The 26,162-nt window shown below is 65.3% G+C and carries 17 protein-coding genes and 3 pseudogenes; 4 read left to right on the plus strand and 16 right to left on the minus strand.

The window, feature by feature from the left end:
• Window positions 1–186 precede the first annotated feature (186 nt).
• The 3 genes from eutC to ACVWY3_RS18145 all read right to left on the minus strand — a co-directional run bounded on the left by eutC (window position 187) and on the right by ACVWY3_RS18145 (window position 4,097).
• Window positions 187–972 (minus strand): ethanolamine ammonia-lyase subunit EutC, encoded by a 786-nt coding sequence (eutC, locus tag ACVWY3_RS18135; RefSeq protein ID WP_456839682.1) that lies wholly within the window; start codon window positions 970–972, stop codon window positions 187–189.
• Window positions 969–2,555 (minus strand): B12-binding domain-containing radical SAM protein, encoded by a 1,587-nt coding sequence (locus tag ACVWY3_RS18140; RefSeq protein ID WP_456839683.1) that lies wholly within the window; start codon window positions 2,553–2,555, stop codon window positions 969–971. The genes eutC and ACVWY3_RS18140 overlap by 4 nt, the downstream gene beginning before the upstream one ends.
• Window positions 2,556–2,714: 159 nt before the next feature.
• The gene (locus ACVWY3_RS18145; RefSeq protein WP_456839684.1) at window positions 2,715–4,097 is read right to left on the minus strand and encodes an ethanolamine ammonia-lyase subunit EutB; all 1,383 of its coding nucleotides are present in this window, start codon (window positions 4,095–4,097) and stop codon (window positions 2,715–2,717) included.
• Between the two features lie 212 nt (window positions 4,098–4,309).
• Here ACVWY3_RS18145 and ACVWY3_RS18150 point away from each other — a divergent pair, with 212 nt between their 5' ends.
• Window positions 4,310–6,049, plus strand: coding sequence for a methyl-accepting chemotaxis protein (locus ACVWY3_RS18150; protein ID WP_456839685.1), 1,740 nt, complete (start codon window positions 4,310–4,312; stop codon window positions 6,047–6,049).
• Between the two features lie 357 nt (window positions 6,050–6,406).
• Complete coding sequence (locus ACVWY3_RS18155; protein ID WP_456839686.1) at window positions 6,407–6,859, plus strand: arsenate-mycothiol transferase ArsC; 453 nt, start codon at window positions 6,407–6,409, stop codon at window positions 6,857–6,859.
• 15 nt (window positions 6,860–6,874) lie between these two features.
• Here the strand turns inward: ACVWY3_RS18155 and ACVWY3_RS18160 are convergent, their stop codons facing one another.
• The 3 genes and pseudogenes from ACVWY3_RS18160 to ACVWY3_RS18170 form a co-directional block, all read right to left on the minus strand.
• Window positions 6,875–7,891, minus strand: a complete 1,017-nt coding sequence (locus ACVWY3_RS18160) for a zinc-dependent alcohol dehydrogenase family protein (RefSeq protein WP_456839687.1) — start codon at window positions 7,889–7,891, stop codon at window positions 6,875–6,877.
• A gap of 28 nt (window positions 7,892–7,919) precedes the next feature.
• Window positions 7,920–8,306, minus strand: a pseudogene (locus ACVWY3_RS18165) ((R)-mandelonitrile lyase); the annotation flags it as partial.
• Between the two features lie 53 nt (window positions 8,307–8,359).
• Window positions 8,360–8,590 (minus strand): annotated as a pseudogene (locus ACVWY3_RS18170) (MFS transporter); the annotation flags it as partial.
• 119 nt (window positions 8,591–8,709) lie between these two features.
• On the opposite strand from ACVWY3_RS18170, the gene ACVWY3_RS18175 reads away from it, so the two are divergent.
• The gene (locus ACVWY3_RS18175) at window positions 8,710–9,618 is read left to right on the plus strand and encodes a LysR family transcriptional regulator (RefSeq protein ID WP_456839688.1); all 909 of its coding nucleotides are present in this window, start codon (window positions 8,710–8,712) and stop codon (window positions 9,616–9,618) included.
• Between the two features lie 869 nt (window positions 9,619–10,487).
• Here the strand turns inward: ACVWY3_RS18175 and ACVWY3_RS18180 are convergent.
• Complete coding sequence (locus ACVWY3_RS18180; protein ID WP_456839689.1) at window positions 10,488–11,699, minus strand: hypothetical protein; 1,212 nt, start codon at window positions 11,697–11,699, stop codon at window positions 10,488–10,490.
• A gap of 42 nt (window positions 11,700–11,741) precedes the next feature.
• Here ACVWY3_RS18180 and ACVWY3_RS18185 point away from each other — a divergent pair, with 42 nt between their 5' ends.
• Window positions 11,742–11,963, plus strand: coding sequence for a hypothetical protein (locus ACVWY3_RS18185; RefSeq protein ID WP_456839690.1), 222 nt, complete (start codon window positions 11,742–11,744; stop codon window positions 11,961–11,963).
• Between the two features lie 478 nt (window positions 11,964–12,441).
• Here ACVWY3_RS18185 and ACVWY3_RS18190 read toward each other — a convergent pair.
• The 9 genes and pseudogenes from ACVWY3_RS18190 to ACVWY3_RS18230 form a co-directional block, all read right to left on the minus strand.
• Window positions 12,442–13,657: pseudogene (locus ACVWY3_RS18190) on the minus strand (acyl-CoA dehydrogenase family protein).
• Window positions 13,658–13,790: 133 nt separating this feature from the next.
• Entirely contained in the window at window positions 13,791–15,002 is a 1,212-nt protein-coding gene (locus ACVWY3_RS18195) for an ABC transporter substrate-binding protein (protein ID WP_456839691.1), read from the minus strand.
• 206 nt (window positions 15,003–15,208) lie between these two features.
• Window positions 15,209–15,784: an HdeD family acid-resistance protein gene (locus tag ACVWY3_RS18200; protein ID WP_456839692.1), complete on the minus strand. Its 576-nt coding sequence runs from the start codon at window positions 15,782–15,784 to the stop codon at window positions 15,209–15,211.
• Between the two features lie 128 nt (window positions 15,785–15,912).
• Window positions 15,913–17,436: an FAD-dependent oxidoreductase gene (locus tag ACVWY3_RS18205; protein ID WP_456839693.1), complete on the minus strand. Its 1,524-nt coding sequence runs from the start codon at window positions 17,434–17,436 to the stop codon at window positions 15,913–15,915.
• 31 nt (window positions 17,437–17,467) lie between these two features.
• Window positions 17,468–18,094: a GTP cyclohydrolase I FolE gene (gene folE, locus ACVWY3_RS18210; RefSeq protein ID WP_456839694.1), complete on the minus strand. Its 627-nt coding sequence runs from the start codon at window positions 18,092–18,094 to the stop codon at window positions 17,468–17,470.
• Between the two features lie 111 nt (window positions 18,095–18,205).
• Window positions 18,206–19,033 carry a metal-dependent phosphohydrolase gene (locus tag ACVWY3_RS18215; RefSeq protein WP_456839695.1) on the minus strand — a complete coding sequence of 276 codons (828 nt, stop codon included), beginning with the start codon at window positions 19,031–19,033 and terminating at the stop codon, window positions 18,206–18,208.
• A 226-nt stretch (window positions 19,034–19,259) separates the two neighbouring features.
• Window positions 19,260–20,138 carry a transglutaminase family protein gene (locus tag ACVWY3_RS18220; RefSeq protein ID WP_456839696.1) on the minus strand — a complete coding sequence of 293 codons (879 nt, stop codon included), beginning with the start codon at window positions 20,136–20,138 and terminating at the stop codon, window positions 19,260–19,262.
• On the minus strand, window positions 20,135–22,657 hold the full coding sequence (locus ACVWY3_RS18225) for a circularly permuted type 2 ATP-grasp protein (RefSeq protein WP_456839697.1): 2,523 nt from the start codon (window positions 22,655–22,657) through the stop codon (window positions 20,135–20,137). The genes ACVWY3_RS18220 and ACVWY3_RS18225 overlap by 4 nt, the downstream gene beginning before the upstream one ends.
• A gap of 27 nt (window positions 22,658–22,684) precedes the next feature.
• Window positions 22,685–25,954, minus strand: a complete 3,270-nt coding sequence (locus ACVWY3_RS18230; protein ID WP_456839698.1) for a transglutaminase family protein — start codon at window positions 25,952–25,954, stop codon at window positions 22,685–22,687.
• Between the last annotated feature and the right edge of the window lie 208 nt (window positions 25,955–26,162).

Here is a 26,162-nt window from a genome sequence, read left to right on the forward strand (position 1 = left end):
TCGGCTCAAGCTGTGAGCTTATGGCGTCCCGCGAACGGCTTGAAAATGCCATACCAATGGGAGGCTTGCCCTTTGAAAATGCGCGGAAAATCGCCGGCAGCGGTTTAGCAGGTCAAAAGGCCTTTTCGCAAGCAGGCGGAGAGCGGCCGAATCGATCAAGATGCGGCGATTTTGCCGGAATGCCCGTCATTCGGGCCGCGCGGTGCCGATTCGGAGCGGCGCACGGTCGGCGCTCTCGTCCTTCAGCGCCACCCCGGTGACCTCCCGGGCCAGCCCCTCACGGACCAGCCAGGCGATTTTGAAGGCGGCCTCGTCGTAGCTCAACCCGGCCTTGTGGATGTTCGAGACGCAATTGCGCTCGGCATCGCTGCGGCCGGGCTTCGGCGCGAAGGTCAGGTAGGCGCCGAGGCTGTCGGGCGCCGACAGGCCGGGCCGCTCGCCGATCAGCATCACGACCATGCGCGCACCGAGAATCGCGCCGATCTCGTCGCCGAGCGCAACGCGCGCGCCTGAGGCGACCACGATGTGGCCGGTCGCGACAGCCTCGTCCTGGCCGAGCCGCGGCAGCAGGCTTTGCAACAGCGCGACTGCATGGGCATGGACCGCGGCCGCCGACAATCCATCGCCGATGACGATCACAAGCCGGCACGGTGCCGTGGCGACATCCGCCAGCGCCGCAGCGGAGCCGGCATCGAGCTGCCGTCCGAGATCCGGCCGGCGCAGATATTCGCTGCGATCGGCGGCCCGGCTCCTGACCTCGGTGGCGGCAAGCCCGAGCGCCCTCAGCTCGGCAGCCAGACGCGGTGCGTCGAAGGCGGCGTGCACGGCATCGCGGGCGCGGGCGTGGGCCAGCGTGAAATCGAGCAGCGGCTTTGTCGGCAGGCTCGCCCCGCTTCGCCCGAGCGCAACGCGCGCAGGCGTGAACGATCTGAGATCGACAGTCGGGCGCGCCGGAACGGGTGTGTCGTTCATTCGGCGGGAACGGATGCTTCGCGCAGCCGGATCGAATAGTTCGACGCGTTCTGCTTGCCGCTGGAGGCCGCACGCGCAAAGGTGATGAGATGATGCGCGATCGTGGTGCAGCCGATCAGGCCCTCGATATCGCCACGCCGGAGCCGCCCCAGGGCGAATTTCCAAAACACCCGCCTGTAATCGCCGAGTACGCCGACCTTCCAGAAGATATTGCGCAACATGACGAGCCCGCGCCGGATGTTCGGCCAGGTCTTCATCTCGTCCGGCACCGGCATCTTGAGGCGATTGGGATAGACGTGGTCGCACTGATACTGGAAGCGCGCATAGACCTTCTCGGGCTCGTAGGCGACGGCCATGGCGTGCTTCCAGGACGCGACGACGTCGTCGTAGGGCAGCAGGAAGTCGACGTTGGAATCGCGCCCCTCGTCATCGATCAGGCGCCCTTCCCGCTCCAGCCGGTCCCACAGCGGCGTCTTCGGCAGCGCCTGGAGCAGGTTGATCGTGAGCAGCGGAATCCTGGACTCCTCGACGAAGGCGAGCAGCGCTTCCGAGGTGTTCGGCTTGTCAGTGTCGAGACCCATGATGATGCCGGACACCACTTCCATGCCGTAGGAGTTGATGGTGCGCACGCCCTCCAGGATCGGGACCATCATATTGTGGTCCTTGTGCATCGCCTTCAGCGCGTCGGGATCGGGCGTCTCGATGCCGCAGAAGATGGTGATGAAAAAGGCCTCCCGCATCTTCTCGAGGATCTCGGGGCGCTTGGCGATGTTGAGCGTCGCCTCGCAGGCGAGCCGTACCACATAGCCGGTCTTCTTCTGCCATTCGATCAGGTGCGGCAGCAGATCCATCGCCGCCTTGCGGTTGCCGATGAAATTGTCGTCGACGAAATAGATCGTGTCGGTCATGCCGCATTCGCGCAGGCGATCGAGCTCGGCGATGATCTGCTCCGGCGTCTTGATGCGCGGATTGCGGCCGTAGAGGCCGGGGATGTCGCAGAACTCGCACTGATAGGGGCAGCCGCTGGAATACTGGATGCTGCCGAGGAAGTATTTCTTCACATCGGCGAGCTCATAGGCCGGGATCGGAAACTCCGTCATCGGCACGCGGTCTTTGGTGGTCAGCACCACCTGCTGCTCCGGGCGCGAGGTGTCGCGGGACAGAATCTCGATCAGCTGGTTGGTGGCATCGCCAAGCTCGCCGACATGCAGATAGTCGAACGAGGGGTAATAGTCCGGGCAGGCGCTGACGGACGGGCCGCCGAGCGCGACCGGCAGATCGAATTCATGGGCGCGGCGGCAGATGTCGTTCATCTGCTGGCGCTGGATGTGCATGCCGCTGACGAACACGGCCTCTGCCCATTCGAACTCTTCCTTGGTCGTGCGTCGGAGATTCTCGTCGACGAATTTGACCTGCCATTCCCTGGGCAGATAGGCCGCAAGCAGCAGCAGTCCCTGCGGCGGCATGAAGGCGCGGACACCGTCGGTCAGCGGATAGGCATGCTCGAAGGTGCCAAACGAGGACGTGTAACGCGGAAAAACGCAGAGAATCCGCCGGGACGTACCGTTGCTTTCAGCTCGCATCAAAGCTCCCCCAGCCACGCTCGACAGATGGTGCGCAAATTGCCAGCAGACACATAGCGTAACGCTGCAGCCGCAATTTCTCAATATTGTGGCAGCATCTTAATTCGCGAAGCCCGCCAATGGTTTCCTTTGGGAGATCTAGGCAGGCGCTTGAGCGCCTCACGCGATCAGCCGCGCGGCAAAATCGGGCAGCAGGCCCGCGTCGCCGGCAAGGCGGAAATCGGCGCCCGCAATGCCTGACTGCACCAGCCAGTCGTCGAATTCCGGCGCGCGGCGCAGACCGAAGACGTCGCGGACATAGAGCGCGTCGTGAAAAGACGTGGACTGGTAATTCAGCATGACGTCGTCGGCGCCGGGGACGCCCATGATGAAGGTGACGCCGGCCGCCGCGAGCAGCGTCAGCAGATTGTCCATGTCGTCCTGGTCCGCCTCGGCATGGTTGGTGTAGCAGATGTCGATGCCAAGCGGCAGGCCGAGCAGCTTGCCGCAGAAGTGGTCCTCGAGCCCTGCCCGGATGATCTCCTTGCCGTCGTAGAGATATTCCGGGCCAATGAAGCCGACCACGCTGTTGACCAGCAACGGCGTGAAGGCGCGGGCGACCGCATAGGCGCGCGCCTCGCAGGTCTGCTGGTCGACGCCGTGATGGGCGTTGGCTGACAGCGCCGAGCCTTGGCCCGTCTCGAAATACATCACGTTCTCGCCGACCGTGCCGCGCCTCTGCGACAGCCCGGCTTCTCGCGCCTCCTTCAGCAAAGCGAGGTCGATGCCAAAGCTGCGGTTGGCGGCCTCGGTGCCGGCGACCGACTGGAAGACGAGGTCGACAGGCACGCCCTGCCCGATCAGCGACAGCGTGGTCGTGACATGGGTGAGCACGCAGCCTTGCGTCGGGATCTTCAACCGCGCGATGATCTCGTCGAGCAGCCGCAGCAATTGCGCGATCACGGCCGGATCGTCGCTGGCCGGATTGATGCCGATGCAGGCATCACCAGCCCCGAGCAAAATGCCGTCGAGGATCGAGGCGGTGATGCCCCTGGCATCGTCGAACGGATGGTTGGGCTGAAGCCGCGTGCTGATCCGGCCCTTCAGGCCGATGGTGTTGCGGAAGGCGGTGGTGACCTCGCATTTCCGCGCGGTGAGGACCAGATCCTGGTTGCGCATCAGCTTCGACACCGCGGCCGCCATCTCCGGGGTGATGCCGGACGCGAGCTGGCGCAAGACCTCGGGCGTCGCCGCATCCGACAGCAGCCAGTCGCGGAAGGCGCCGACCGTGAGCGAGGAGACCTGCGCAAACGCTTTGGCGTCGTGGCTGTCGATGACGAGGCGGGTGACCTCGTCGGCCTCATAGGGGATGATTGCTTCCCGCAAGAACTGCCCGAGCGGGACGTCCGCCAGCGCCATCCGCGCCGCGATCATCTGCTCGGCACTACCGGCAGCGATCCCGGCCAGCCGGTCGCCGGAGCGCGGCGGGCTCGCCTTGGCGAGCAGGTCGCGCAGATCGGGGAAAGTGTAGGTCGTGGCGTCGATGGTGTGGCGGTAGACCAAGGGCCTCTCCGGGGGGTCGTCGGCCAGCGGCCGACTCCAGGGACTATCCTGAAACTATGGCTTCGGATCAAGACGCTGAAATATCTTACCTTTCCTTCGACTAAGGGCGAAGCGCGCGCATTAACGCTGCATCCACCTTCGTTCTGCATAGTTTTGTATCAATTTTAAACGACTGCACTTTCCGGCCGCTCCCGGCCATTCGGGCCCGCACCATGACATCAGAACGATCTGGGAATGCCGCCAGCCTGGCGGGCCGTTTCACGCTGAGCGTCAAGCTCTATGCGATCTTCGCATTGTTCGCTCTGCTGACCGCGGCGATCGCGATGCTGTCCGACTACAACAGCCGCCGCAGCGCCGAGCTGACCAACGCGATCGAGACCGCGAATGCCGCCGCGCTGAACGTCGAGCGGGTCAACTCACTGGTCTACGCGGTCGTGATGGAGTCGCGCGGCGTCTACATGTCGACGGAGCCCGCCGTCGTGAAGAAATACGGCGATGGCCTGCTCAAGTTCAACGCGCAGATCCTCGAGGTCGTGAAGCGATGGGAGACCATCGTCAAGGCGGACGACGCCGAGCAGTTCGCGACCTTCAAGAAGCGCATCGAGCAGTTCGTCGAGTTCCGCAAGGAGCTGGTGCGCCGCGCCGTCGAGATCAATGCGGCCGCGGGCCGCGAGTGGGGCGACAACGACGCCAACCGTTCCGTGCGCTCGGCGCTGAACAAGGACCTCGAGGCGCTGTCCAAGGTCTATGCCGAGCGCGCCAAGCAGATCGCGCGGGAGACCGAGACCAACCGCACGCTGTCCTTCGTCCTGACCTGCCTCGGCGGCGTGGCGCTGGTGCTGGTCGTGATCGGCATCGTCATCATCGCCCGCTCGATCGCGCGGCCGCTCTCGGCGATCACCGCAACCATCAAGCAGGTCGCCGACGGCGCCAAGGATGTCACGGTGCCGCACACCGAGCGCGCCGACGAGATCGGCGCGCTGGCGCGCGCGATCCAGGTCTTCCAGGAGGCCATGGACCGCAACCGCAATCTGGCCTCGCAGGTCTCGCAAGAGGCCGCGACGCGCGAGCAGCGCGCCCGCCACATCGAGACATCCGTCGAGTCGTTCCGCGAGGCGATCGGCGCGATCATGCGCGGCCTCACCGACAATGCCACCGTCATGCGCGAGACCGCGCAGACCATCACACGCGCCACCGCGAACGCCAGCGGCCGCGCCGGCACGGCGGCCAGCGCCACCGAGCAAGCTTCACGCAACGTCACCGCGGTGGCGGGCGCGGCCGAGGAGCTGTCGGCGTCGGTGGAGGAGATCGGCCGCCAGGTGCGTCAGTCCGCGAGCGCGGTCGAGCAGACCGGCCAGCGCACCGAGAAATCGATTGCCGAGATCGAGAGCCTTGCGGCCGCCACCCAGCGCATCGACGGCGTGCTCAATCTCATCCAGGCGATCGCCGAGCAGACCAACCTGCTCGCGCTCAATGCCACCATCGAAGCCGCCCGCGCCGGCGATGCCGGCCGCGGCTTTGCCGTGGTCGCCCACGAGGTGAAGGCGCTGGCGGGCCAGACCGCCAAGGCCACCGCCGAAATCGGCGAGAACGTGTCGATGATCCAGGCCTCCACCCGCAATGCGGTCGACGCCGTGCGCGAGATCGGTGGCGCGGTGCGCGAGATCAACGAGGTCACCTCGGCGATCGCGGGCGCCATCGGCCAGCAGGACCAGGCCACGCGCGAGATATCCTCCAATGCGCAGAGCGCGGCGCAGGGCAACGAAACGCTGGTCGTCAACATCACCTCGCTGCGCGACGCCATCGGCGAGACCGACACGGCGGCCTCCTCCGTGCTGACGGCAGCGAGCAGCCTGACTGCAACGGCCGAGACGCTGTCGCGCGAGGTGGAAAAATTCTTCCAGAACCTGCGCTCGGGCACGGCGGACAGCCGCATCGCCAAGGCGGGATGACGAGTTCATCGCGCATCGGCCGCCGGAACGTGGCCGCTGCCCTGCTCCAACAAGAATATCAAAACAACCCCATGCACAGTAGCCGACCGAGACTTATCAACGGCTTGCCTGCCCCGTGCAGCGGCTGTGCGGATTTTACGAATTTCCTTTGACACGTCGGGCAAAACACTGGCATGATGTCAGCATGCCAACCCTACCCCGTGGCGCACGATGCCTGCATCCCCGATCCGACCACCGCTGGGCTGTGTAGGCATTCGGTCGCAATTGCCGCCCTCGCGAGCACGGTGATTTCATTCGTCGCGAACCACGCGGGCTGCCGCAAACGGCAAAGACAGTCATCCCTGGAAGCACAGCTCAATGAACAAGAACAATCGCGTGCTGTTTCTCTGCACCGGCAATTACTACCGCAGCCGCTACGCCGAAGAGATCTTCAACCATCGCGCCACGCGCGAGGGACTGGGTTGGCATGCCTTCTCGCGCGCCGTTGCCGAAAAACTCTCGCCCGAGAACGTCGGGCCCATCTCGCCGTATACGCTCGAGGCCCTGCAAGCGAAGGGCATCGCGCCGGGAGGCGCTACGCGGCATCCGGAGCTCTGCACGCAGGACGATTTTGCACGAGCTGGGCTCGTGGTCGCCCTGAAGGACGCCGAGCATCGCCCCATGATCGAGCGCCGCTTTGCCGCCGTCGCCCATCGTGTCGAGTACTGGGACGTGGACGATATCGAGTATCTCGATGCGCCAACGGCGCTGGGCAAGATCGATGAGCTCGTGGGGCAGCTGATCGGGAGCCTGCAAAGCCGCTCCCGATAGAAGGCTGCTCCGCCGTCACACCGTCAGCAGCGTCTTGATCGCGCGGCGCTGGTCCATCGCCTTGTAGCCTTCGGCGACCTGATCGATCGGCAGCGTCAGATCGAACACCTTGCCCGGCTGTATGAGTCCATTGAGCACCCGGTCCATCAGATCGGGCAGGAACCGCCGCACCGGAGCAGGACCGCCCAGCATGCGCCGCTGGCCGAAGAACAACGCCTGGGCATCGAAGGTCACGCCGTGGGGAACACCGACATAGCCGATCGTGCCGCCGGGCCGCGCAATTTCGAGCGCCTGTGACATCGCTTCCGGCGTGCCGACGCATTCGAGCACCGAGTCGGCGCCGACGCCCCGGGTCACCTCTTTGACGCGCGCGATGCCTTCTGCGCCGCGCTCGACGACGATATCGGTGGCGCCGAACGCGCGGGCGAGATCCTGCCGCGTCTGGTGCCGGCTCATGGCGATGATGCGCTCCGCACCCATCTCCTTCGCGGCAAGCACGCCCATGAGGCCGACCGCGCCGTCGCCGACCACCGCGACCACGGAGCCTTGCTTCACGTCCGCGGCATCGGCCGCATACCAGCCGGTCCCGAGCACGTCGGAAGTGGCGAGCAGATGCGGGATGAGGTCGCTCCCCGGCATCTCCCTGGTTGCGACCAGCGTGCCGTCGGCGAGCGCAACGCGCGCGTAAGGGGCTTGCGCGCCCGACATGAACTCACGCTGCTCACACGACGACTGGAAGCCGAATTTGCAATGCGGGCAGGTGTTGTCCGACACGCAGAACGAGCCGACGACGAACTGACCGGGCCTGATGGTCCGCACCGCGCTGCCGACCTCGACGACCACACCGCAATATTCATGCCCCATATGCATCGGTCCGTCCTGCGGTTGCAGGCCGCGATAAGGCCAGAGATCGGAGCCGCAGATGCAGGTGGCCGACAGCTTGATGATGGCGTCAGTGGGGTGAAGGATCTTCGGATCGTTGACGCCTTCGTAGCGGATATCGCCGGGCCCGTAGAGAACGGTTGCTTTCATTGTCATGCTCCTTTGGCTGTGGGGCGCCGTATTGCTCGTCCGTCACCCGTTCCATCCATGTGACCGGGTTGCCGTCGAGCGATTCCTGAATCGCGATATGGCTCATGGCGGACGTGGCGGACGCGCCATGCCAGTGCTTCTCGCCGGGTTCGAACGAGACCACGTCACCGGGACGGATGTTTTCGACCGGTCCGCCCCAACGCTGCACGCGGCCGAGGCCTGAGGTCACGATGAGCGTCTGACCAAACGGATGCGTGTGCCACGCCGTGCGCGCGCCGGGCTCGAAGGTGACGTGATTGCCGGCGACGCGAGACGGATCGACGGCAGGAAACAAGGGATCGATACGGACCGTGCCCGTGAAATATTCCGCCGGAGCCTGGACTGACGGTTGCGAGCCTGCTTGGCGAATTTGCATGTTGTATCCTCTGAGGTGATGGTTGCTGCAGTGCTTCAAGCATTGCCCGCGGTCCGCCGATCGGCACCGCGCCTCGCCGCCGAGATGAAAAGGCTGGTGAGGATTGCGAACAGCCCCGATACGGAAATGGCTTGCCCGGCTTGGCCTTCCGTCAGCTGAAGGCTGCTGGCAATCGGCGTGAGCAGGCTGACAGGCATGAACTCGGACGCGACCAGCGTGGCGGCACAAAGCGATAGCGCGAAAACCGCGCTCCGCGTTGTCTCTCGATCGATCGTGAGGTCCATCGGGATCCATGTGTTGCGAAGCGCCTGGTGTTCACGGCGACATCTAGCGGCCCCTGGCGTTCGAATAGCCGGCATAATTTGCTTGCATTAATCGATGGTAGCCATGAATAGTAGCGGCCATGGCAGCTCAGGATTTCAACGATCTCCTGGCTTTCGTGGCCGTTGCCCGCGAGCGCAGTTTCACGAAGGCCGCCGCGAAACTGGGCGTCGTGCAATCGACGCTCAGCCATACGATCAAGCGGCTGGAAGCGCAGATGGGCCTGCGGCTGCTCACGCGCACGACCCGCAGCGTCGGCTTGACCGAGGCCGGCGAGCGGCTTCTGCAATCGGTTGCGCCGCGCATCGAAGAGATCGAGCGCGACATCGCGGCGCTGATGTCCCTGCGCGACAAGCCGTCGGGCACCGTCCGGATCACGCTCTCGGAACACGCGCTCGACAAAGCGGTCTGGCCGAAGCTGGTGCCGGTCCTGAAGCAATATCCAGACATCAAGGTCGAGTTCAGCCTCGACACGGCTTTCCGCAACATCGTCGAAGACGGCTTCGACGCGGGCGTCCGCCTCGGCGAGAGCGTCGAGAAAGACATGATCGCGGTGCGCATCGGTCCGGACTGGCGGCTCGTCGCGGTCGCCTCGCCCGCATATCTGAAGGAACATCCGAAGCCGAAGCATCCGCAAGACCTCCTGAAGCACGTCTGCATCAAGCGGCGCGCCGCGGCCGGCGGTCATTACGTGTGGGAGTTCGCCAAGAATGGTCCCGATCTCCGGGTGCGGGTCGAGGGGCAACTGACCTTCAACGACTCCCGCGCGATGATCGACGCCGCCGTGAAAGGCTTCGGCATCGCCTATGTGCCCGAAGACATGGTGACGCGGCAGATCCGGTCCGGCGAGCTCGTCGTCGTGCTCGAGGATTGGTCGCCGATGTTCGACGGCTACTACATCTACTATCCGACCTCGCGGCAGAACTCAGCTGCGTTCAAGGTGATCGTCGATGCGCTCCGCCATCACGAGCCGCGAAGAAAACGCAGCTAGACCAGCTAACCGCTTGCGTGGCCGGCGGCAGCCCGAGAGCATGATCCGGCCCCGAAGGGCCGCGTCAGCGCAAAGTGCGCAGCGGTTTTTCCTCGCGACAAACGCAGAACGCGTTTGCGCGGAGATGATGCTCAAGCAACAATCTAAAGCGCGATGACGATTCGCCCCGATCTCATCGCGCTTTAGATCATCATAGAGGCGAGGACGATCAGGCCGATCGCCGTCAGCCCCCAAGCCAGCGAATGCATCGCCCACGGTCGCATCGTTGCACTCCGTCCCGGTGTCCTGCCCTCAGCATGAACGCCCGGGCAACATGCACGGCTTGAGATAGATCAATGATTGAAGATGAGCACAGAGACGGCGGCCAGAGTGAAAGCACCGGCCGCGATGGCGATGATACGCAGGAGAAGCTCGTTACCCATGCCCAAGCTTAACATGGGTTAGGTCGGGCAAATTATGCAGTTTGTGCCAAAATGGAGCGTTCGGACAAATGCGCCCCCTCAAAGAATGATGCCGGGTCTCGCGCGGCCTGCGCAGCCATTCCCGTGGCGGAGGCCTCGACAACGAAAAGCCTCGGCATGCGGGCCGAGGCTTGCGACCCGCCCGCGTACATCCGGCGAACCGATCGTCGACGCAGAGACTAGCCGCGGATTTTGAACAGATGATGACGGGTTGGCATCGACAACATGTCGCGCCGGGTCAGGACCGGATCAGCCGTCCCGGGACCAAAGCGCGATGAGATGATGAATCGTCATCGCTTCAGGTCGTTGCTTGCGCATGATCTCCGCGCAAACGCGTTCCGCGTTTGTCGCGAGGGAAAGCCGCTTCGCATTTTGCGCTAACGCGGCCCTCCGGGTCCGGATCATGCTTCATCGCTCCGAAATGGCTTTTTGATCGACGAAGATTCGGACGCGGCCGACATCCTCGACCTCACGATAGTGGCTCAGCTCGACCTTGAGCTCGGGATCCGAATTGGCCCAGGCCAGCCAATCGAACGGAACCGAGCTCAACATGTAGGTGTCCACCAGAATCACATCTGGGCGGCCGCTGCGCAGGTCGGCCAGGAGTTGCCGCCGTTCGAGATCGATGATGCCGTCCAGCTTCGCCCGCTCGCCCTGACTGAGCTGCGCGTTTTTCTGCTGCATCATCGCGCCGGCCGCCAGCATTTGCACACAGGACTTGCCCGCCCAGGTCCCATTGATCTGGCGGACGAGCGGATGCCCGAGAGCGACGTGATCGGTGATCGTGATCAGCCGCGGGTTTTTGACGAGGGCCTCGATACGCTCCTTCAGCGGAGGAAAGTGCCGCACCGGCACGGACAGGCAGAATCCGATGAACACGATGGCAGCGAGGCCGCCGACCATCACCGGCGGGCGCAACGTCCTCGTGCGAGCCTGCAGCAACGGCGCGGCGATCGCGAACATGCAGAGCGCGAAGGCCGTGTAGGTCCAGCCCTTGCCTTGCAGAACGAAACTCGCGGCGCCGCCAATCGCTGCGGCGAGCCACGGAGTTGCGTCGCCGTCCAGCTTGAACTGTTGCGGAGCCACAAGGCGCAGAAACGCGATGGACGCGAAGATCACGATCGCCGGGAAATACAGCAGATCGCTCAGATTCATCCTCAACGGCACATAGGTGGCCGCGACCATCGGAGCATAGGTGAACAGATAGTCGGGAAATGCGAGAGTGAGCACCGCGCCATAGCCGATGACGACGGCGGTGGCTGCACAGGCTTCAGCGCTGAACAAGGGCCTGAGCGAACGCTGGCGCAAGGCGGCAAGGATGATCGGCACGCCTGCCACGAGCGCAAGATACGGCTTGATGCTCATGGCGAGTCCGGCCCCCAGCCCCGCCACGACCGCAACGGGTCCTGGACCAAGGCCGCGCCAGCGGATCGCGGTGATCGCGACAAAAGGGGTCAGCGCAATGACGGCGATGTGTTCGCGTTGGCCGAAGACGGCGCTGGGAAGAATTGCGAACAGGAACGCGAGCAGGCAAGTTGCAAGATTTCTCTCGCCAGCCTCCAGCCCTGCCGCCGCAGCGGCGCGGTCGATCACGATGAGCGCGACGACGATCTCGATCATCACCAGGATGATCACGAAGATCTCGGGCGCAAGGCCGGTCGCATGCGCGAGCATCAGCGCGGGCATGTAGAGATAGACCGAGAGCGGCGGATTGACCTCGAAGACGTCGACCCCGAGCTTGCCGCCATCGAGAACCTTCTCGCCTGCGGTCAACAGGCAGCCCAGGTCCGCGTTGAGAACGACGGGCATCTGAACGAGCAAGGCCGTCAGCAGGATCGCGGCCACAATCATCCAACGGTGCTTCATGCTGAAATTGCTTCCTGACATAGTCGGGGCGCGACCGCCTCTCGTGAGGCCGGCAAAAGCGCTCTTCGCGGGCGGAAGCGGTCTATTCCCTTCACCTGCGTGAACCTGCCGTAGAGCGCGCTCAGCGCCACTCTCGACGGTAGTCGTTACTATTGTGCTACAATGATCTGAAACAATGCCGCAATGGCCCGAAATAATGCCATGTCATTGCCGGGGCAGGCCCTATGTCGCGTCGTCCCGAACAGGAACGGCAGGATTCTGCCGCAGAGCGGCGGCGTTCTCATTCTCATGGATAACACCATTATAACATATAGGGTTGCGCCGGTGCCCTTCGGTGCCGACCTGCGCATGCGTCGCGCCGGGGGGCGAGAGCATGATGAAACTCGGTTCGGCGGGCTGTCGGTGGTTCACCTCTCCCGTTGGGGAGAGGTGAACTGAATTCTGAGCGCATACCGAGTCAACCAAACTTATCGGGCTTTAGTTAGCTTCTCGCGAATTATCCCATCACCCCGCCGCGCTTGATCAGCTCCTTGCCGACCGCGGCAAGGTGCACCTGATCCGGCCCGTCGCCGATGCGGATGAAGCGGGCGTAGACATAGGCGCGCGCGAGGAACGTATCCTGCGACACGCCGGCGGCGCCGTGGATCTGGATGGCGCGGTCGATGACGCGGGCGGCCATGCTGGGCACCACAATCTTGGCCGCGGCGATCAAATCGCGCGCGGCCTTGTTGCCTTCGCGGTCCATCTTGTCGGCGGCCTGCAGCGTCAAGAGCCGCGCCTGCGCGATCTCGCAGAAGGAGTGCGCGACGTCCTCGCGCACCGAGCCCTGCTCAGCGAGCGGCTTGCCGAAGGCGACCCGCGACACGGAGCGCCGGCACATCAATTCCAGGGCACGCTGGGCGCAGCCGATCAGCCGCATGCAATGATGGATGCGGCCGGGGCCGAGCCGCCCCTGCGCGATCTCGAAGCCGCGGCCCTCGCCGAGCAGCATGTTCTCGGCGGGTACGCGGACATTCTCATAGACGATCTCGGGATGACCGACCGGCGCATCGTCGTAGCCGAAAGTGAGCATGTCGCGGACGATGTGGACGCCGGGGGTGTTCCGGGGCACCAGGATCATGGATTGCTGGCGATGGCGGTCGGGATCATCAGGGGCAGTCTTGCCCATCACGATCAGGATCTCGCAGTCCTCGTTCATCGCGCCCGAGGTGAACCATTTGCGGCCGTTGATGACGTAGTCGGCGCCGTCGCGTTTGATCTCGCACTGGATGTTGGTGGCGTCGCTGGAGGCGACCTGCGGCTCCGTCATCGAGAAGCCGGAGCGGATGCGCCCCTCAAGTAGGGGCTTCAGCCAGCGCTCCTGCTGCGCCTTGGTGCCGTAATGGCTAAGCACCTCCATGTTGCCGACATCGGGCGCCGAGCAGTTGAACACCTCGGGCGCCCAGAGGATGCGGCCCATGATCTCCTTCACCGGCGCATATTCGAGGTTGGAGAGACCCGGACCGTGCTCTCCCGACAGAAACAGGTTCCAGAGCCCCTGCTCGCGCGCCAGCCGCTTCAGATCCTGCAGCACGGGGGGGCGTCTTGTAGCGCGCGGCCTCCAGCTTCACCTGCTCGTAATAGAGCTCCTCGACCGGCTCGACGTGCGTTCGCATGAACTGGCGGACGCGCTCCTGCAGCTCCAGCGAACGGCCGGAGTGTTGAAAGTCCATGGTGGTCTCCTGTCCGCGACATTTGAGGTCGTCATGCCCGTGCTTGTCCCGGGCATCCACGTTCTTTTGTGCCAGGAGCAAGACGTGGATGGCCGGGACAAGCCCGGCCATGACGCCGTAGATGTATCGCGCCTCACGTCCCGCGCAGCAGCTCGCTCGCCACCACCCAGTCGTTGCCGTCGAACTGGAGCATGTAGCCGTCCTTGATCGGGCGGAAATCCTGCGGCGTGGTGTTGAGAGTGATGCCGGGCATCAGCAGCGACAGCGGCACGTTCTTCAGATTGGCCGCCTGCGCCATGATGTTCTCGCGCGTCAGATTGTCCTTGCATTGCTTGAGCAGCACCACCAGCGCCTCGGCAACAGTGTAGCCGTAGAGGCCAGCGACATTGTTGATGTCGGCATTGGGCAGGCGCTTCTTCATGAACTCGATATAGGCCGTCATCGCCGGATCGTCCTTCGGCTGCTCGAGGAACGGTTTCAGCGAGCCGAGCGACAGCACCCCTTTGCCGGCATCGAGGCCGGCGGGCGTCATCACCGTCGCCTTGTTGGCGCAGCCGCTCGCGAGGAAGCGCGTCGGCTGCCAGCCGACCTCATGCGCCTTGCGGATCGCCTGCGCGCAGGCGCGCGGCGTCACCGAATAGATCATGAAGACGTCGGCCTTGGTGTTGGCGAGCGTCAGCACCTGGGAATCGACGGTGGGATCGGTGACTTCGAAGCTCGACGCCATCGCGATCGCCTTGTCGGCGTCGGCGCCGAGCGCCTCCTTGACGCCGCGGAAATATTCCTTGCCGGCGTCGTCGTTCTGGTAGAGCACCGCAAAGCGCGCGTTCGGGTTCTTGGCGCGGGCATAGGCGACGTCGATCGCGGCCTCGCTGGTATAGTTCGGCGCCCAGGGCAGCGCCATCGACCACGGCATGTTGGCGGGATCGTTCCATTTCGAGGCCGAGCTGATCAGGAAGATCTGCGGTACCTTGTTGCTGTTGAGATATTTCGCGATCGCCGAGCTCGGCGCGGTGCCCATGGTCGCGAAGATGAAGGCGACGCCCTCGCCTTCCACGAGGCGCCGCGCGGCCTCCATGGTCTTCGGCGGCGAAAACGCGTCGTCGAGCGAGATCAGGTTGAGCTTGCGGCCGTTGACCCCGCCCTTCTCGTTGACCTCGTCGAAATAGGCGGAGATCACCCGGCCGGTGATGCCGAGCGGCGATGCCGGGCCGCTGTAGGGCATGGTGTTGCCGATCTTGATCTCGGTGTCGCTGACACCGGGACCGTAGGACTTCTGCGCGAACACGGGCGTGGACAGGCAGGCGGCAGCCAGCGCTGCGGCCAGGGCCAAAGCGGCTTTCATGGCTTCTCCCCGATGATCGTCGCCGCACGAGACGACACGCGGCGCGCTCCTTCTCGTCAGCACGTCAGCTCAGCGGAGTTCCGCAAGATGGTCTTGCGTCGAGTTGCTGGTACGCCGGCGCACGAGTCTCCGCTTCACCTCTCCCCATCGGGGAGAGGTGATCCGAGCGTCAGGCACGCATCGAGTGAGCCAAGCCTTATCCGGCTCTACCCGCGACGCTTCAGGCTGAAGCCGAGGCTGATCCAGCCGGCCCCGGCCATGATCAGGTCGATGCCGAGGAACAGGCCGAGGATGTAGACGCTGTTCACCGGCCAGCGCGCCACGATCAGGAGGCCAAGCAGCAGCGTGATGGCGGCCGAGAGCGCCACCCACACCCACGGGCTCTCGCGCTTCATGCTGAAGGCGAGGAACAGCCTGACCGCGCCGGAGGCGATCAGCGATACGCCGAGGAAAAGCGTCAGCAGGACTGCCGCGAACAGCGGATTCTCGAAGGTGAGGAAGCCGGCGATGACGTAGAGCACGCCGAGCAAGGCCCAGATCAGGAACCTGCCCCAGCTCTTCATCTGGAACGCGCCGATGATCTCGGTTGCGCCGGCGACGATCATCATGGCGCCGACCACGATCACGCTCGCGACCGTCGCCATCACCATGCTGCCGAGCGCGATGAAGCCGGCAATGAGATAGACGACGCCGAGGGCGACGATCCAGCCCCATTTGGCGTGAAGCGCCGTGATGCCCGAGCCGAGGCTTGAAGGATGAGTCGTATCCGAAGCACTTGTCATGGCGGCCACTCCTGCATGCAAGCCCGGAGGCACACGCCAGGATAGCACGCGCCGCGCCGGGGCGACAGCCAGCAGAGCAGCCCTCAGCGGCAGCAACATTGACGCAAATCAAGATCGACGACGGCGGATCAGGCGCGCGAGCGCTCCATCTCGAGTTCGGCCTTGAGATTGTCGAGGTCGCGATAAATTGAAGCAACGGCGAGGACACGGCCGCCCTTGCGGTACTTCAAAACACAGTCCTTGCCGGAAATGCTGCCGTCGATCGCGATGTCCTCGAAGCTTTCGGCATGGCCGACATAGTTGATCGGCACGTCGTAGTGCTGGCTCCAGAAGAACGGCACGGCCTCGAAGCGCTCGCGCTTGCCGAGCATGTTGCGCGCCGCGGTCTGGCCCTGGCGCTCGGCCACCACCCAATGCTCGACGCGGATGGTTTGCCGCGCATGCGGATCGGGCCAGCGCGCGATGTCGCCGGCGGCGAAAATGCCGGCGATACTTGTCTCCAAAAATTCGCTGACGCTGACGCCGCGATCGGCGGCAAGGCCGGCCTGCTCGGCCAGCGCCAGACGCGGCTTGACGCCGATGCCGACCACGACGAGATCGGCCTCGATCACGGCACCGCTCTTCAGTGTGGCGCGGGTCCCGTCGAGCTTCTCGACGGTGTCCTTGAGATGGAAGTTGACGCCGTTCTCCTCGTGCAGCGACCGGACGAAATCACCCATCTCGGCGCCGAGCACCTTTTGCATCGGCCGTTCCTCGGGCGCGACCACATGCACCTCGATCTTGCGCGCACGCAGTGACGCCGCGACCTCGAGGCCGATGAAGCTGGCGCCGATCACCAGCGCACGCTTGGCGCTGCCCGCCGCCTTGATGATGGCACGGCTGTCGGCGACGGAGCGCAGGGTGTGAACGTGCGGCTGGTCCGCGCCCGGGACCTGGAGCCTGACCGGTTCGGCGCCGGTGGCGAGCAGCAACCGGTCGAACGGGAGCTTGTCGCCATTGCCCAGTGTCACGCTGCGCGCCTTCGGATCGACCGCCGAGACGTTGGTGTTGAGCCTGAGGTCGATGTCGGCGTCCTGATAATAGTCCTCGCCGCGCAGTGGCAGCCAGTCCTCCGGCGCATTGCCGGCGAGATAGTCCTTGGAGAGATTGGGACGGTCGACCGGCATCGCGCCGTCATTGCTGAGCATGGTGATCGCGCCGGCAAAGCCCTCGCGCCGGAGCGTCTCGGCCGCTGCGAAGCCCGCCGCACCGCCGCCGACGATGATGAATCTTTCCGGCGTCGGGGCGCTGCGATGAGCTGCCGACGGTTTGGGGGCCTCACGCTTGCGCTGAACGACGATCCTGTCGCCGTCGCGCGCGACGTCCCAGACCGCCAGCGCATTCAGCGCCGGCGGGCGCGTGGCCTCGCCCGTGCGCAAGGAGAAGCAGGCGTGATGCCAGGGACAGCGGATGGTGTCGTCGACCACGAGGCCTTCCGCGAGCGGACCGTGGTAATGGCTGCAAGCCGGCTCGATCGCAAAAATCTCGCCGCCGGCTTGTACCAGGAGGACATCCTCTTCGCCGACATGGCCGAGTAATTTACCGTCCTTGAACTCGGTCAGCGACACGCCATTGGTGAGGTCGGGTCCACTCGGCTTGTTGTCCTCGGTCATGTGCGTCTCCCTGGCACTGTCTCCTTGCGGATCAATCGTCCGAATTGGCGAGCCCCAGCAGCTCCTGCCGCGTCAGCCCATTGTCGCGGAACACACCCAACATGCGGCTGGTGACGAGATCGGTCCCGGGCTTGTGCGCGCCGCGCGTGGTCATGCAGTGGTGCGTCGCCTTGATGATGACGCCAACGCCTTCGGGCCTCAGCACGTCGTTGATCGTGTTGGCGATCTGCGCGGTCATCTTCTCCTGGATCTGGAGACGTTTTGCGTAGATGTCGACGACGCGCGCAAGCTTGCTGATGCCGACGACGCGCCCCTTCGGGATGTAGGCGACCCAGGCGCGGCCGACGATCGGCGCCATGTGATGCTCGCAATGGCTCTCGAAGCGAACGCCGCGCAGCACGATCATCTCGTCATAGCCCTCGATCTCCTCGAAAGTCTTTTGCAGGATTTCGCTCGGGTCCTGCGCATAGCCGGAAAAATACTCCTCGAAAGCGCGCGCGACGCGGTCCGGCGTCTCGCGCAGGCCGTCGCGCGCGGGATCATCGCCGGCCCAGCGGATCATGGTCCGGACCGCCTGCTCGACCTCCGCCCTGTCCGGCCGCTCGCTCGGCGCCCGCGCCACCGCAACCCGTTCCAGCCTGCGCGCTTGTGACGTCATTCAAAGCCTCCCCTGCAACGAGCCGCAGACAGAAGCGGCCCCACAGCTTGGACGGCGGCGATTGGAAAAGGTTCCCGAAAGAAGGGAAAAATCGCGGAGACGAGCGCGCCGCTACTTCTGCGGCCCGGAGAGCGAGATGTCGCGCTCCGCGCGGAACACGTTGCTGTAGAGGTTGGCGATCCACTGCCGGCCGATCTCGGTCTTGTTGAGATAGCCGATCTCGGTCTGAATGTGCGGTGCGACGCTGTTCCAGTAGAATTGCGGATAGCGGTTCACGATGTCGGCGGGCGAGTCGTAGCCGAGCTGGCGGTTGATGCCGACCTCCTCGAACTCGTAATACAGCGCGTTGGCTTTGCGCAGATAGTTGGGATCGCCGAGCTGGCCGATGAAATCGGCGGCTCGGAGGATCGAGGCCTCGTGGTCATACTCCTGCCCCTCGCGGGCCGGGAAGCGGGTGCCCTCGATGGCGCGGGCGACGCGCTCACTGTCGAGACCGCGGATCGGCGGGAGCCGCCGCCTCACGAAAAGTTTGGAGCGGTCAACATGATACATCATCAGACTGGCATCCGATGCGCCGCGCGGCAGCGACACTTTGGTGCCGGCCTCGTCGATCACGAAACCGTCCTCGTCATCTTCCGGAAACAACCCACGAACATAGCCGATATCGTGGGCAAGGCAGGCGATGAGGACATGGATGTAGTCCTCGGCATCGATGTGCGCATGCAGATTGCGGCCAAACATGATCGCCTGGGCGGCCAGCGTCACCAGCATCGTATGCTCGATATTGTGATAGAGCGCATCGCTGTTGCCGATGCATTCCATCGCGGTGCGGGTCGAGGCCTCCACCACCCGGGCATAGGACTCGTCGTACCTGCGGCGCATGAACGAGCCCAGCATCTTCTCCAGGGTTTCGGCCGCCAGCCTCGGTAACGTCATCATGGATGCAGCCCCGTTTGATGCAGCCCCGCTTGCCGGTGGTGTCCCACGCCAACTCCCGACGTTTCATCCTCGTCCTCGACGCGACGACCAGCATAGCCCATCTCGGGCCAAGTGACCAAACCCCCGCGGAACGCGATGACGGAAATATGTTACCGTTGTGCTGTGCGACATCGGGGTTGCGGCAACGGATCGGCACGCCCGGGCGACCGCAGCGAGAACACGGCATTCACTCCACCAGCAGCACGTCGACGGCGACGCCGAGCTTCTGTTTTGGCGAGCCGACGATGATGCCGTCGACAGGGGAGACGTCGGAGAAGTCGCGGCCGACCGCGAGCACGATATGGTCATTGGCGACCAGCAAATCGTTGGTCGGATCGAGATCGACCCAGCCAAGCTCCGCCCCGCACCACAGCGACACCCAGGCATGAGTGGCGTCGGCGCCCTGCAGGCGCGGCTGGCCCGGCGGCGGAATGGTGCGCAAATAACCGCTGACATAGGCCGCCGGCAAGCCGAGCCCGCGCAGCCCTGCGATCATCACATGGGCGAAATCCTGACAGACGCCGTGGCGCTTCTCGAAGACCTCGTTGAGCGGCGTCGAGATCGCGGTGGCCTTGGGATCGTAGCGGAATTCGGTGCGGATGCGGTGCATCAGCTCGACCGCGCCGGCGAGGATGCCGGTGCCGGGCGCAAAGCTCGTCGCAGCATAGGCGCTGACCGGGCGCAGCACCGGCACCAGTGGGCTCGCAAAGACATAGCCGACCGGCGAGGACGGCCCGAGGCTGGATGCTTCGAAGGCGATGTCGCGAACGCTCTCCCAAGGCGGGCTCGATGCATCGCGCGCCGGCGGCCGCCGCTCGACGGAGACACGCGAACGTGAATCGATCCGCAAGTTGCGGTGCGCGGCCTCGATCACGATGCTCTCGGTCAGCGTGCCGAAGAAATCGCGGCGGATATTGCGCTCGGAGGGACGCGGACGGATCTCGGCGCTGTGCGAGATCAGCTCCTGGCCGCCACCGCTTCGCGGCTCCAGCCGCAGCGTGCAGCGGGCGAAGCTCACCGGGCTTTCATATTCGTAGGTGGTGACGTGACGGATGTCGTAGATCACGCCAGCCCCGTCAGCTTTTCCGGCCGGCTGGCATTGGGGCCGTGCGGGAAGTAGTGCAGCCCGACCGCCTCGGCGAGGCTGAGCAGGTCCTGCTCCAGTCCGAACAGGGTCTTGACCTCGAGCTTCTCGGCTTCCGCGGTGGCGAGCATCGCCTGCACGGCGACCGCAAGCCGCTGCGGCTGCTCGATCAGGCCGTGCTCCTTTAGGCTCGGCAGCGCCGCGATGTGCTCGTTCAAGGTCGCGACCTGGAACGCGACCGACCGCGGATTGTAGGGATCGAGCACAGCGAGGTCGCGCACCGGCGCGAGGATCGGGGCCAGCAGATAGCGCGAGCGATAGGTGATCTGGGAATCCACCAGTGTCAGCAGGATGTCGAGATCCTCGTCGCCCGCCTCGTCATATGCAAATTGACGTGCAAAGCGCGTGGTGTTGATGGCGCGCTCGGCGCGGCGGCCAATGTCGAGGAAGCGCCAGCCGGCGGCGCGGTTCATGTTCTCCTGCGCAAGGCCGGCAAAGCTCGCGAGCTCCTGCAAGGTGAGCTCGGCCGCGCTCAGCACGTCGTCGTCGTCCTCGACCTCGATAGCGAGACGCTCGGCCATCTCGGTGATGACCTGCCAGGCATCGGGCGACAGCCGCTCGCGCAAGGAGGTCGCGGTGCGCTGGGCCGCGCGCACCAGCGACAGCGCCGAGCCGAAACACTCGGTGCTCTGCAAGGCCTCGGCGACGATGCGCCCTGGCGCCGCGCGCGAGGCCTGCGAGATCGCACCCCAGGCCACCAGCAGGCGCTGGATGCGGTCGGCCGATTGCATTGAAGCCGCGGTGCCCTTGTTGGGCCCGCTCGGCGAGCCCAGCGCGCGCACGAGGCGCAGCGTCGCCTCGGCGCGTTCAAGATAGCGGCCAAGCCAGAACAGATTGTCGGCGGCGCGGCTCGGCAAGACGCCGGCGATGCGGCGAATGCGCACCTTGTCGGTCGCCGGCAGCAGCGTCGCGGTCGAGACCTTCTTCTCGGAGACGACCCAGACGTCGGCCGCGCGCGCGCCGTCGCCCATCGACACCGCGCGGGCATCGGCCTGCTCGGCGATCCGGCAGAAGCCGCCCGGCATGATCGCCCAGCCGTCCGGGGTTGCGGCCGCGAACACGCGCAGCACAAACGGGCGCGGCGTGAGCTGGCCCTGCTCCCACACCGGCATGGTCGAGAGCCGCACCACCTCCTGGCCGACATAGTCCATGCCGCGCGTGCTGATGGCGTCGACCAGGCGCTGGCGCCCGGTTGCGTCGAGCTCGCTCGCGAGCACCGGGCCTTTGCTCTCGAAGCCGGGCACGCCGCGGCGGTAGGCGCCCTCGATCGCGACCTCGTCGAGGCGCGACAGCACCTCGTCGCGCGCGTTGCGCTGGCCGCACCACCAGGTCGCGATGTGCGGCATCTTCAGCTCCTCGCCGAGCAGGCGGCGGCTCAGCGCCGGCAGGAAGCCAAGCAGCGCCCTCGCCTCCAGGACGCCCGAGCCCGGCATGTTGGCGACCACGACGCCGTCCTTGCGCAGCACGTCGATGAGGCCGGGGACGCCGAGATGCGAGGATGCATCGAGCTCGAGCGGATCGAGCGAGTTGGAATCGACCCGGCGCAGCAGCACATCGAGCCGCTTGAGACCGGCGACGGTGCGGATGTGGACGCGGTTGTCGCTGACGGCGAGATCGTCGCCCTCGACCAGCAGGAAGCCGAGATAACGCGCCAGCGTGGCATGCTCGAAATAGGTCTCGCTGAAGCTGCCCGGGGTCAGCACGCCGATACGCGGCTCGTCGCGATCGGCGCGCGCGCGAAGACTATCGCGGAACGCCTCGAAGAACGGGGCGACGCGCGGCACGTTCATCGACTTGTAGAGATCGGAGAAGGCCCGCGACTGCACCAGGCGGTTCTCCAGCGCATAGCCGGCGCCCGACGGCGCCTGGGTGCGGTCGCCGAGCACCCACCAGCGGCCGTCGGGCCCGCGCCCGACGTCGGCGGCGTAGAGCGAGAGATAGCGCCCGCCCGGCGGCGGCACGCCGCAGACGGGCCGGAGATATTCCGGACTGCCGGCGATCGCGGCCGCAGGCAGCACTCCCTCCGCGACCAGCCGACCCTCGCCATAGATGTCGCGCAGCACGAGCTCCAGAAGCTCGGCGCGCTGGGTGATGCCGGCGGAGAGCTGCTGCCAGTCGGCCTCGTCGATCAGCAGCGGCAGGTGGCTGAGCGACCAGGGCCGGTCGGCGCTGTCGCCGGGCGCGCGGTAGGTGACGCCGGCCTCGCGCAAGTGACGGTCGGCCATGGCGAAGCGCCGTTCAGCCTCGTCGGGCGCCAGCGCGCTGAAGGCATCGAAGAAGCGGCTCCATACCGCGCGGGGGGCGCCATCGGGCCCCAGAAACTCGTCGGGGATGCCGGGCAGACGGCTGTAGTCGCGGACCCATTGGGCGAGACGGCGCTGGCCTTCACGTTGGCCTTGCGCCTGCCCCGCTCTGTCGTCCTCGGCTGCGCCCTCGGCCATCCGCCTCTCCCTGCCCCACCATCATACTCATTGCAGAAGCGGGGTCCGCAAGTCGAGGGTCAGCGGAAACTCATTTGTGCGTTCCTCGGGCGGCGGCTGCATCGGGCCCGGGGTATGGCCGTGGTCCTGGAAGCGCGCCAGCCGCCGCGCCTCGGCCTCATAGGTGTTGACCGGCTTGGTGTCGTAGTTGCGCCCGCCGGGATGGGCGACGTGGTAGACGCAGCCGCCGAGCGAGCGGCCGTTCCAGGTGTCGATCAGATCGAAGGTCAGCGGCGCATGCACCGGGATGGTCGGGTGCAGGCCGGAGGCCGGCTGCCAGGCCTTGAAGCGGACGCCGGCCACGGCCTCGCCCGAGCGGCCGGTCGCCGTCATGGGCAGGCGGCGGCCGTTACAGCTGACGACGTGGCGGCCTTCGACAAAACCTTCAGCCTTCACTTGAAGCCGTTCAACCGACGAATCCACATAGCGCACCGTGCCGCCGGCGGAGCCTTCCTCGCCAAGCACGTGCCAGGGCTCCAGCGCCTGGCGCAATTCCAGCGTGACGCCGCCATGATGGACGCGGCCGAAGGCGGGGAAGCGGAATTCGAGCTGAGCCAGATACCATTCCGGCTCAAAGGGATAGCCTGATTGCTTCAACTCAGAAAGCACATCAAGGAAATCCTCCCAGATGAAGTGAGGCAGCATGAAGCGATCGTGCAGCGCGGTGCCCCAGCGCACGAATTTTCCTTGTTGCGGCTCGCGCCAGAATTTTGCGATCAGCGCGCGGATCAACAGTTGCTGCGCCAGCGACATGCGCGGATCGGGCGGCATTTCGAGCGCGCGGAATTCGACGAGGCCGAGGCGGCCGGTCGGCCCTTCCGGCGAATAGAGCTTGTCGATGCAAATCTCGGCGCGGTGGGTGTTGCCGGTGATGTCGACCAGCAGATGCCGGAACAGCCGGTCGACCAGCCACAGCGGCGTCTGGTAGCCCGGCGGCGGCACGTGCGAGAGCGCGATCTCGAGCTCGTAGATGCTGTCGTGACGGGCTTCGTCGATGCGCGGCGCCTGGCTGGTCGGGCCGATGAACAGCCCGGAGAAGAAATAGGACAGCGATGGATGCCGCTGCCAATACAGCACGAGGCTCTTGAGCAGATCCGGCCGGCGCAGGAACGGCGAATCCTGCGGGCTCGAGCCGCCGACCACGACGTGATTACCGCCGCCAGTGCCGGTGTGGCGGCCGTCGACCAGGAAACGGTTGGCGCCGAGCCGCACCTTGCCGGCATCCTCATAGAGACCGGAGGTGATCTCGACCGCGTCGCGCCAGCTCTTCGCCGGCTGGACGTTGATCTCGATGACGCCGGGGTCGGGCGTTACCTTGATCACCTCGATGCGCGGATCGAACGGCGGCGGATAGCCCTCGACATGGACGGCAAGCTGCATCTCCTCGGCGGTAGCCTCGAGCGCGGAGATCAGCTCGAGATAATCCTCGATGCGCTCGACCGGCGGCATGAAGGCGCAGATCACGCCATCGCGGATTTCCACCGCCATGGCGGTGCGCACGGGAATCGCGGTGTTCAGCTGCTCAGGCGCCGTCCGCGGCGGCGACGCCGGGCGCGCCATGCGGGTGAACACCGGGAGCTTGCCGCGCGGCTCCATCGGATCCTGCTCGACGATGTAGGGATATTGGTCGGGCGGGACGTAGCCGAGCGAACCGATCGGCAGGCGCAGGCCGAGCGGCGAATCGCCCGGCGACAGGAACAGGTGATTGCGGCGGAGCGGCCAGCGCTCGCTGCGCCAGCGCGGCGGCGCATTCCAGCGCTGGATCGGCAGCACGAAGCCGCGCGGCGTGGTCAGGCCCTGGTCGAACACCCGGGCCATGCGGGCGCGCGCTTCCGGGTCGGACAATTTGGAATCGGACGGATCGACATTGATCGGAAGCTCGGCTTCCTTCTGAAGCCAATAGGCCGGATCCTCATAGGCCGGCATGATGTAGCCGAGATCGAGGCCAAGGCGAGCGGCCGTGCCCTCCATGAAGGCCTCGGCGTCCCTGACCTCAGGCCGCCGCGGGTTCTCGATCTTGGCGATGAGGTCGGCGTTCTTCCAGATCGGCACGCCGTCCTTGCGCCAATAGAGGCCGAAGGCCCAGCGTGGCAGGCTCTCGCCCGGATACCATTTGCCCTGGCCGTAATGCAGAAGGCCGCCCGGCGCAAAGCGCGTGCGCAGGCGACGGATCAGATCGTCGGCGAGCGTGCGCTTGGTCGGGCCGACGGCGTCCGTATTCCACTCTCCCGCCTCGAGATCATCGACCGAGACGAAGGTCGGCTCGCCGCCCATGGTGAGCCGCACGTCCTGGGCAACGAGATCGCCGTCGACCTGCTCGCCGAGATCGTTCAGCCGCGCCCAGGATTCATCCGAGAACGGCTTTGTGATGCGCGGCGCTTCGCGAATGCGCTTCACGCTCATGTCGAAGCTGAACTCGACCTCGGCAAAGCCGGCACCGCCGGAGATCGGCGCCGCCGAACGATAATGCGGCGTGGCGGCCACGGGGATGTGCCCCTCGCCCGCCAGCATGCCCGAGGTCGCGTCGAATCCGATCCAGCCTGCGCCCGGCAGATAGACCTCGGCCCAGGCGTGCAGATCGGTGAAATCGTTCTCGACTTCCGGCGGGCCCTCGATCGGGTCGATGTCGGGACGGATCTGGATCAGATAGCCCGAGACGAAGCGCGCGGCGAGGCCGAGATGGCGCAGGGTCTGGATCAGCAGCCAGGCGGAGTCGCGGCATGAGCCGGCACCGGAGGCGAGCGTTTCCTCCGGCGTCTGCACGCCCGGCTCCATGCGAATGATGTAGCGGATCTTCCTCTGGAGCCCGCGATTGAGCTCGACCAGGAAGTTGACCGTGTTCGGGGCTTCATGCGGGATCGTGTCGAGATATTTCGCGAACAGGCGATCGGGCTTGATGGTCTCGAGATAGGGCGCCAGCTCCGTCTTCAGGTCCTTCGGATACTCGAACGGAAAGCTGTCGGCATAGGGTTCGACGAAGAAGTCGAACGGGTTGACCACGGTCATCTGTGCCGTGAAGTCGACCTCGAACTTCAGCTCGGTGGTCTTCTCGGGAAAGACATAGCGCGCGAGCCAGTTGCCCTGCGGGTCCTGCTGCCAGTTCACGAAATGATTGGACGGTGTGACCTTGAGCGAATAGCTCAGGACCGGCGTGCGCGTATGCGGCGCCGGCCGCAGCCGGATGGTCTGCGGTCCGAGATCGATCGGGCGGTCGTATTTGTAATGCGTGACGTGGTGTAATGCGACGTAGATCGACACGGGGTGCGGTGCTCCAGCAGCTTTTTTGAGCAGAACACCGCAAGTGATCGCGATCAAGCATTAACAACGGGCAGAGGCTGCCTATGCAAGGTGCGGGCCGACCAAAGGAAGTCGCCTAAGACGCGAAGGGTTGGCGGTCCAACGCTTCCACAGCGTCATGGCCAGGCTTGTCCAGGCTTGTCCCGGCCATCCACGATCTTCGTTTGCG

It is taken from the genome of Bradyrhizobium sp. USDA 4486 (assembly GCF_054057995.1).

Excerpts from the sequence above, each read along its gene's own strand:
- ACVWY3_RS18155 (WP_456839686.1), top strand. The coding sequence starts at position 6,407 with ATGAACAAGAACAATCGCGTGCTGTTTCTCTGCACCGGCAATTACTAC.
- ACVWY3_RS18150 (WP_456839685.1), top strand. The coding sequence starts at position 4,310 with ATGACATCAGAACGATCTGGGAATGCCGCCAGCCTGGCGGGCCGTTTC.
- ACVWY3_RS18225 (WP_456839697.1), bottom strand. The coding sequence starts at position 22,657 with ATGGCCGAGGGCGCAGCCGAGGACGACAGAGCGGGGCAGGCGCAAGGC.
- ACVWY3_RS18205 (WP_456839693.1), bottom strand. The coding sequence starts at position 17,436 with ATGACCGAGGACAACAAGCCGAGTGGACCCGACCTCACCAATGGCGTG.
- ACVWY3_RS18185 (WP_456839690.1), top strand. The coding sequence starts at position 11,742 with ATGCGCGAGCATCAGCGCGGGCATGTAGAGATAGACCGAGAGCGGCGG.
- ACVWY3_RS18160 (WP_456839687.1), bottom strand. The coding sequence starts at position 7,891 with ATGAAAGCAACCGTTCTCTACGGGCCCGGCGATATCCGCTACGAAGGC.
- ACVWY3_RS18215 (WP_456839695.1), bottom strand. The coding sequence starts at position 19,033 with ATGATGACGTTACCGAGGCTGGCGGCCGAAACCCTGGAGAAGATGCTG.
- ACVWY3_RS18195 (WP_456839691.1), bottom strand. The coding sequence starts at position 15,002 with ATGAAAGCCGCTTTGGCCCTGGCCGCAGCGCTGGCTGCCGCCTGCCTG.
- ACVWY3_RS18175 (WP_456839688.1), top strand. The coding sequence starts at position 8,710 with ATGGCAGCTCAGGATTTCAACGATCTCCTGGCTTTCGTGGCCGTTGCC.
- ACVWY3_RS18180 (WP_456839689.1), bottom strand. The coding sequence starts at position 11,699 with ATGATCGAGATCGTCGTCGCGCTCATCGTGATCGACCGCGCCGCTGCG.
- folE (WP_456839694.1), bottom strand. The coding sequence starts at position 18,094 with ATGACGTCACAAGCGCGCAGGCTGGAACGGGTTGCGGTGGCGCGGGCG.
- ACVWY3_RS18140 (WP_456839683.1), bottom strand. The coding sequence starts at position 2,555 with ATGCGAGCTGAAAGCAACGGTACGTCCCGGCGGATTCTCTGCGTTTTT.
- ACVWY3_RS18200 (WP_456839692.1), bottom strand. The coding sequence starts at position 15,784 with ATGACAAGTGCTTCGGATACGACTCATCCTTCAAGCCTCGGCTCGGGC.
- eutC (WP_456839682.1), bottom strand. The coding sequence starts at position 972 with ATGAACGACACACCCGTTCCGGCGCGCCCGACTGTCGATCTCAGATCG.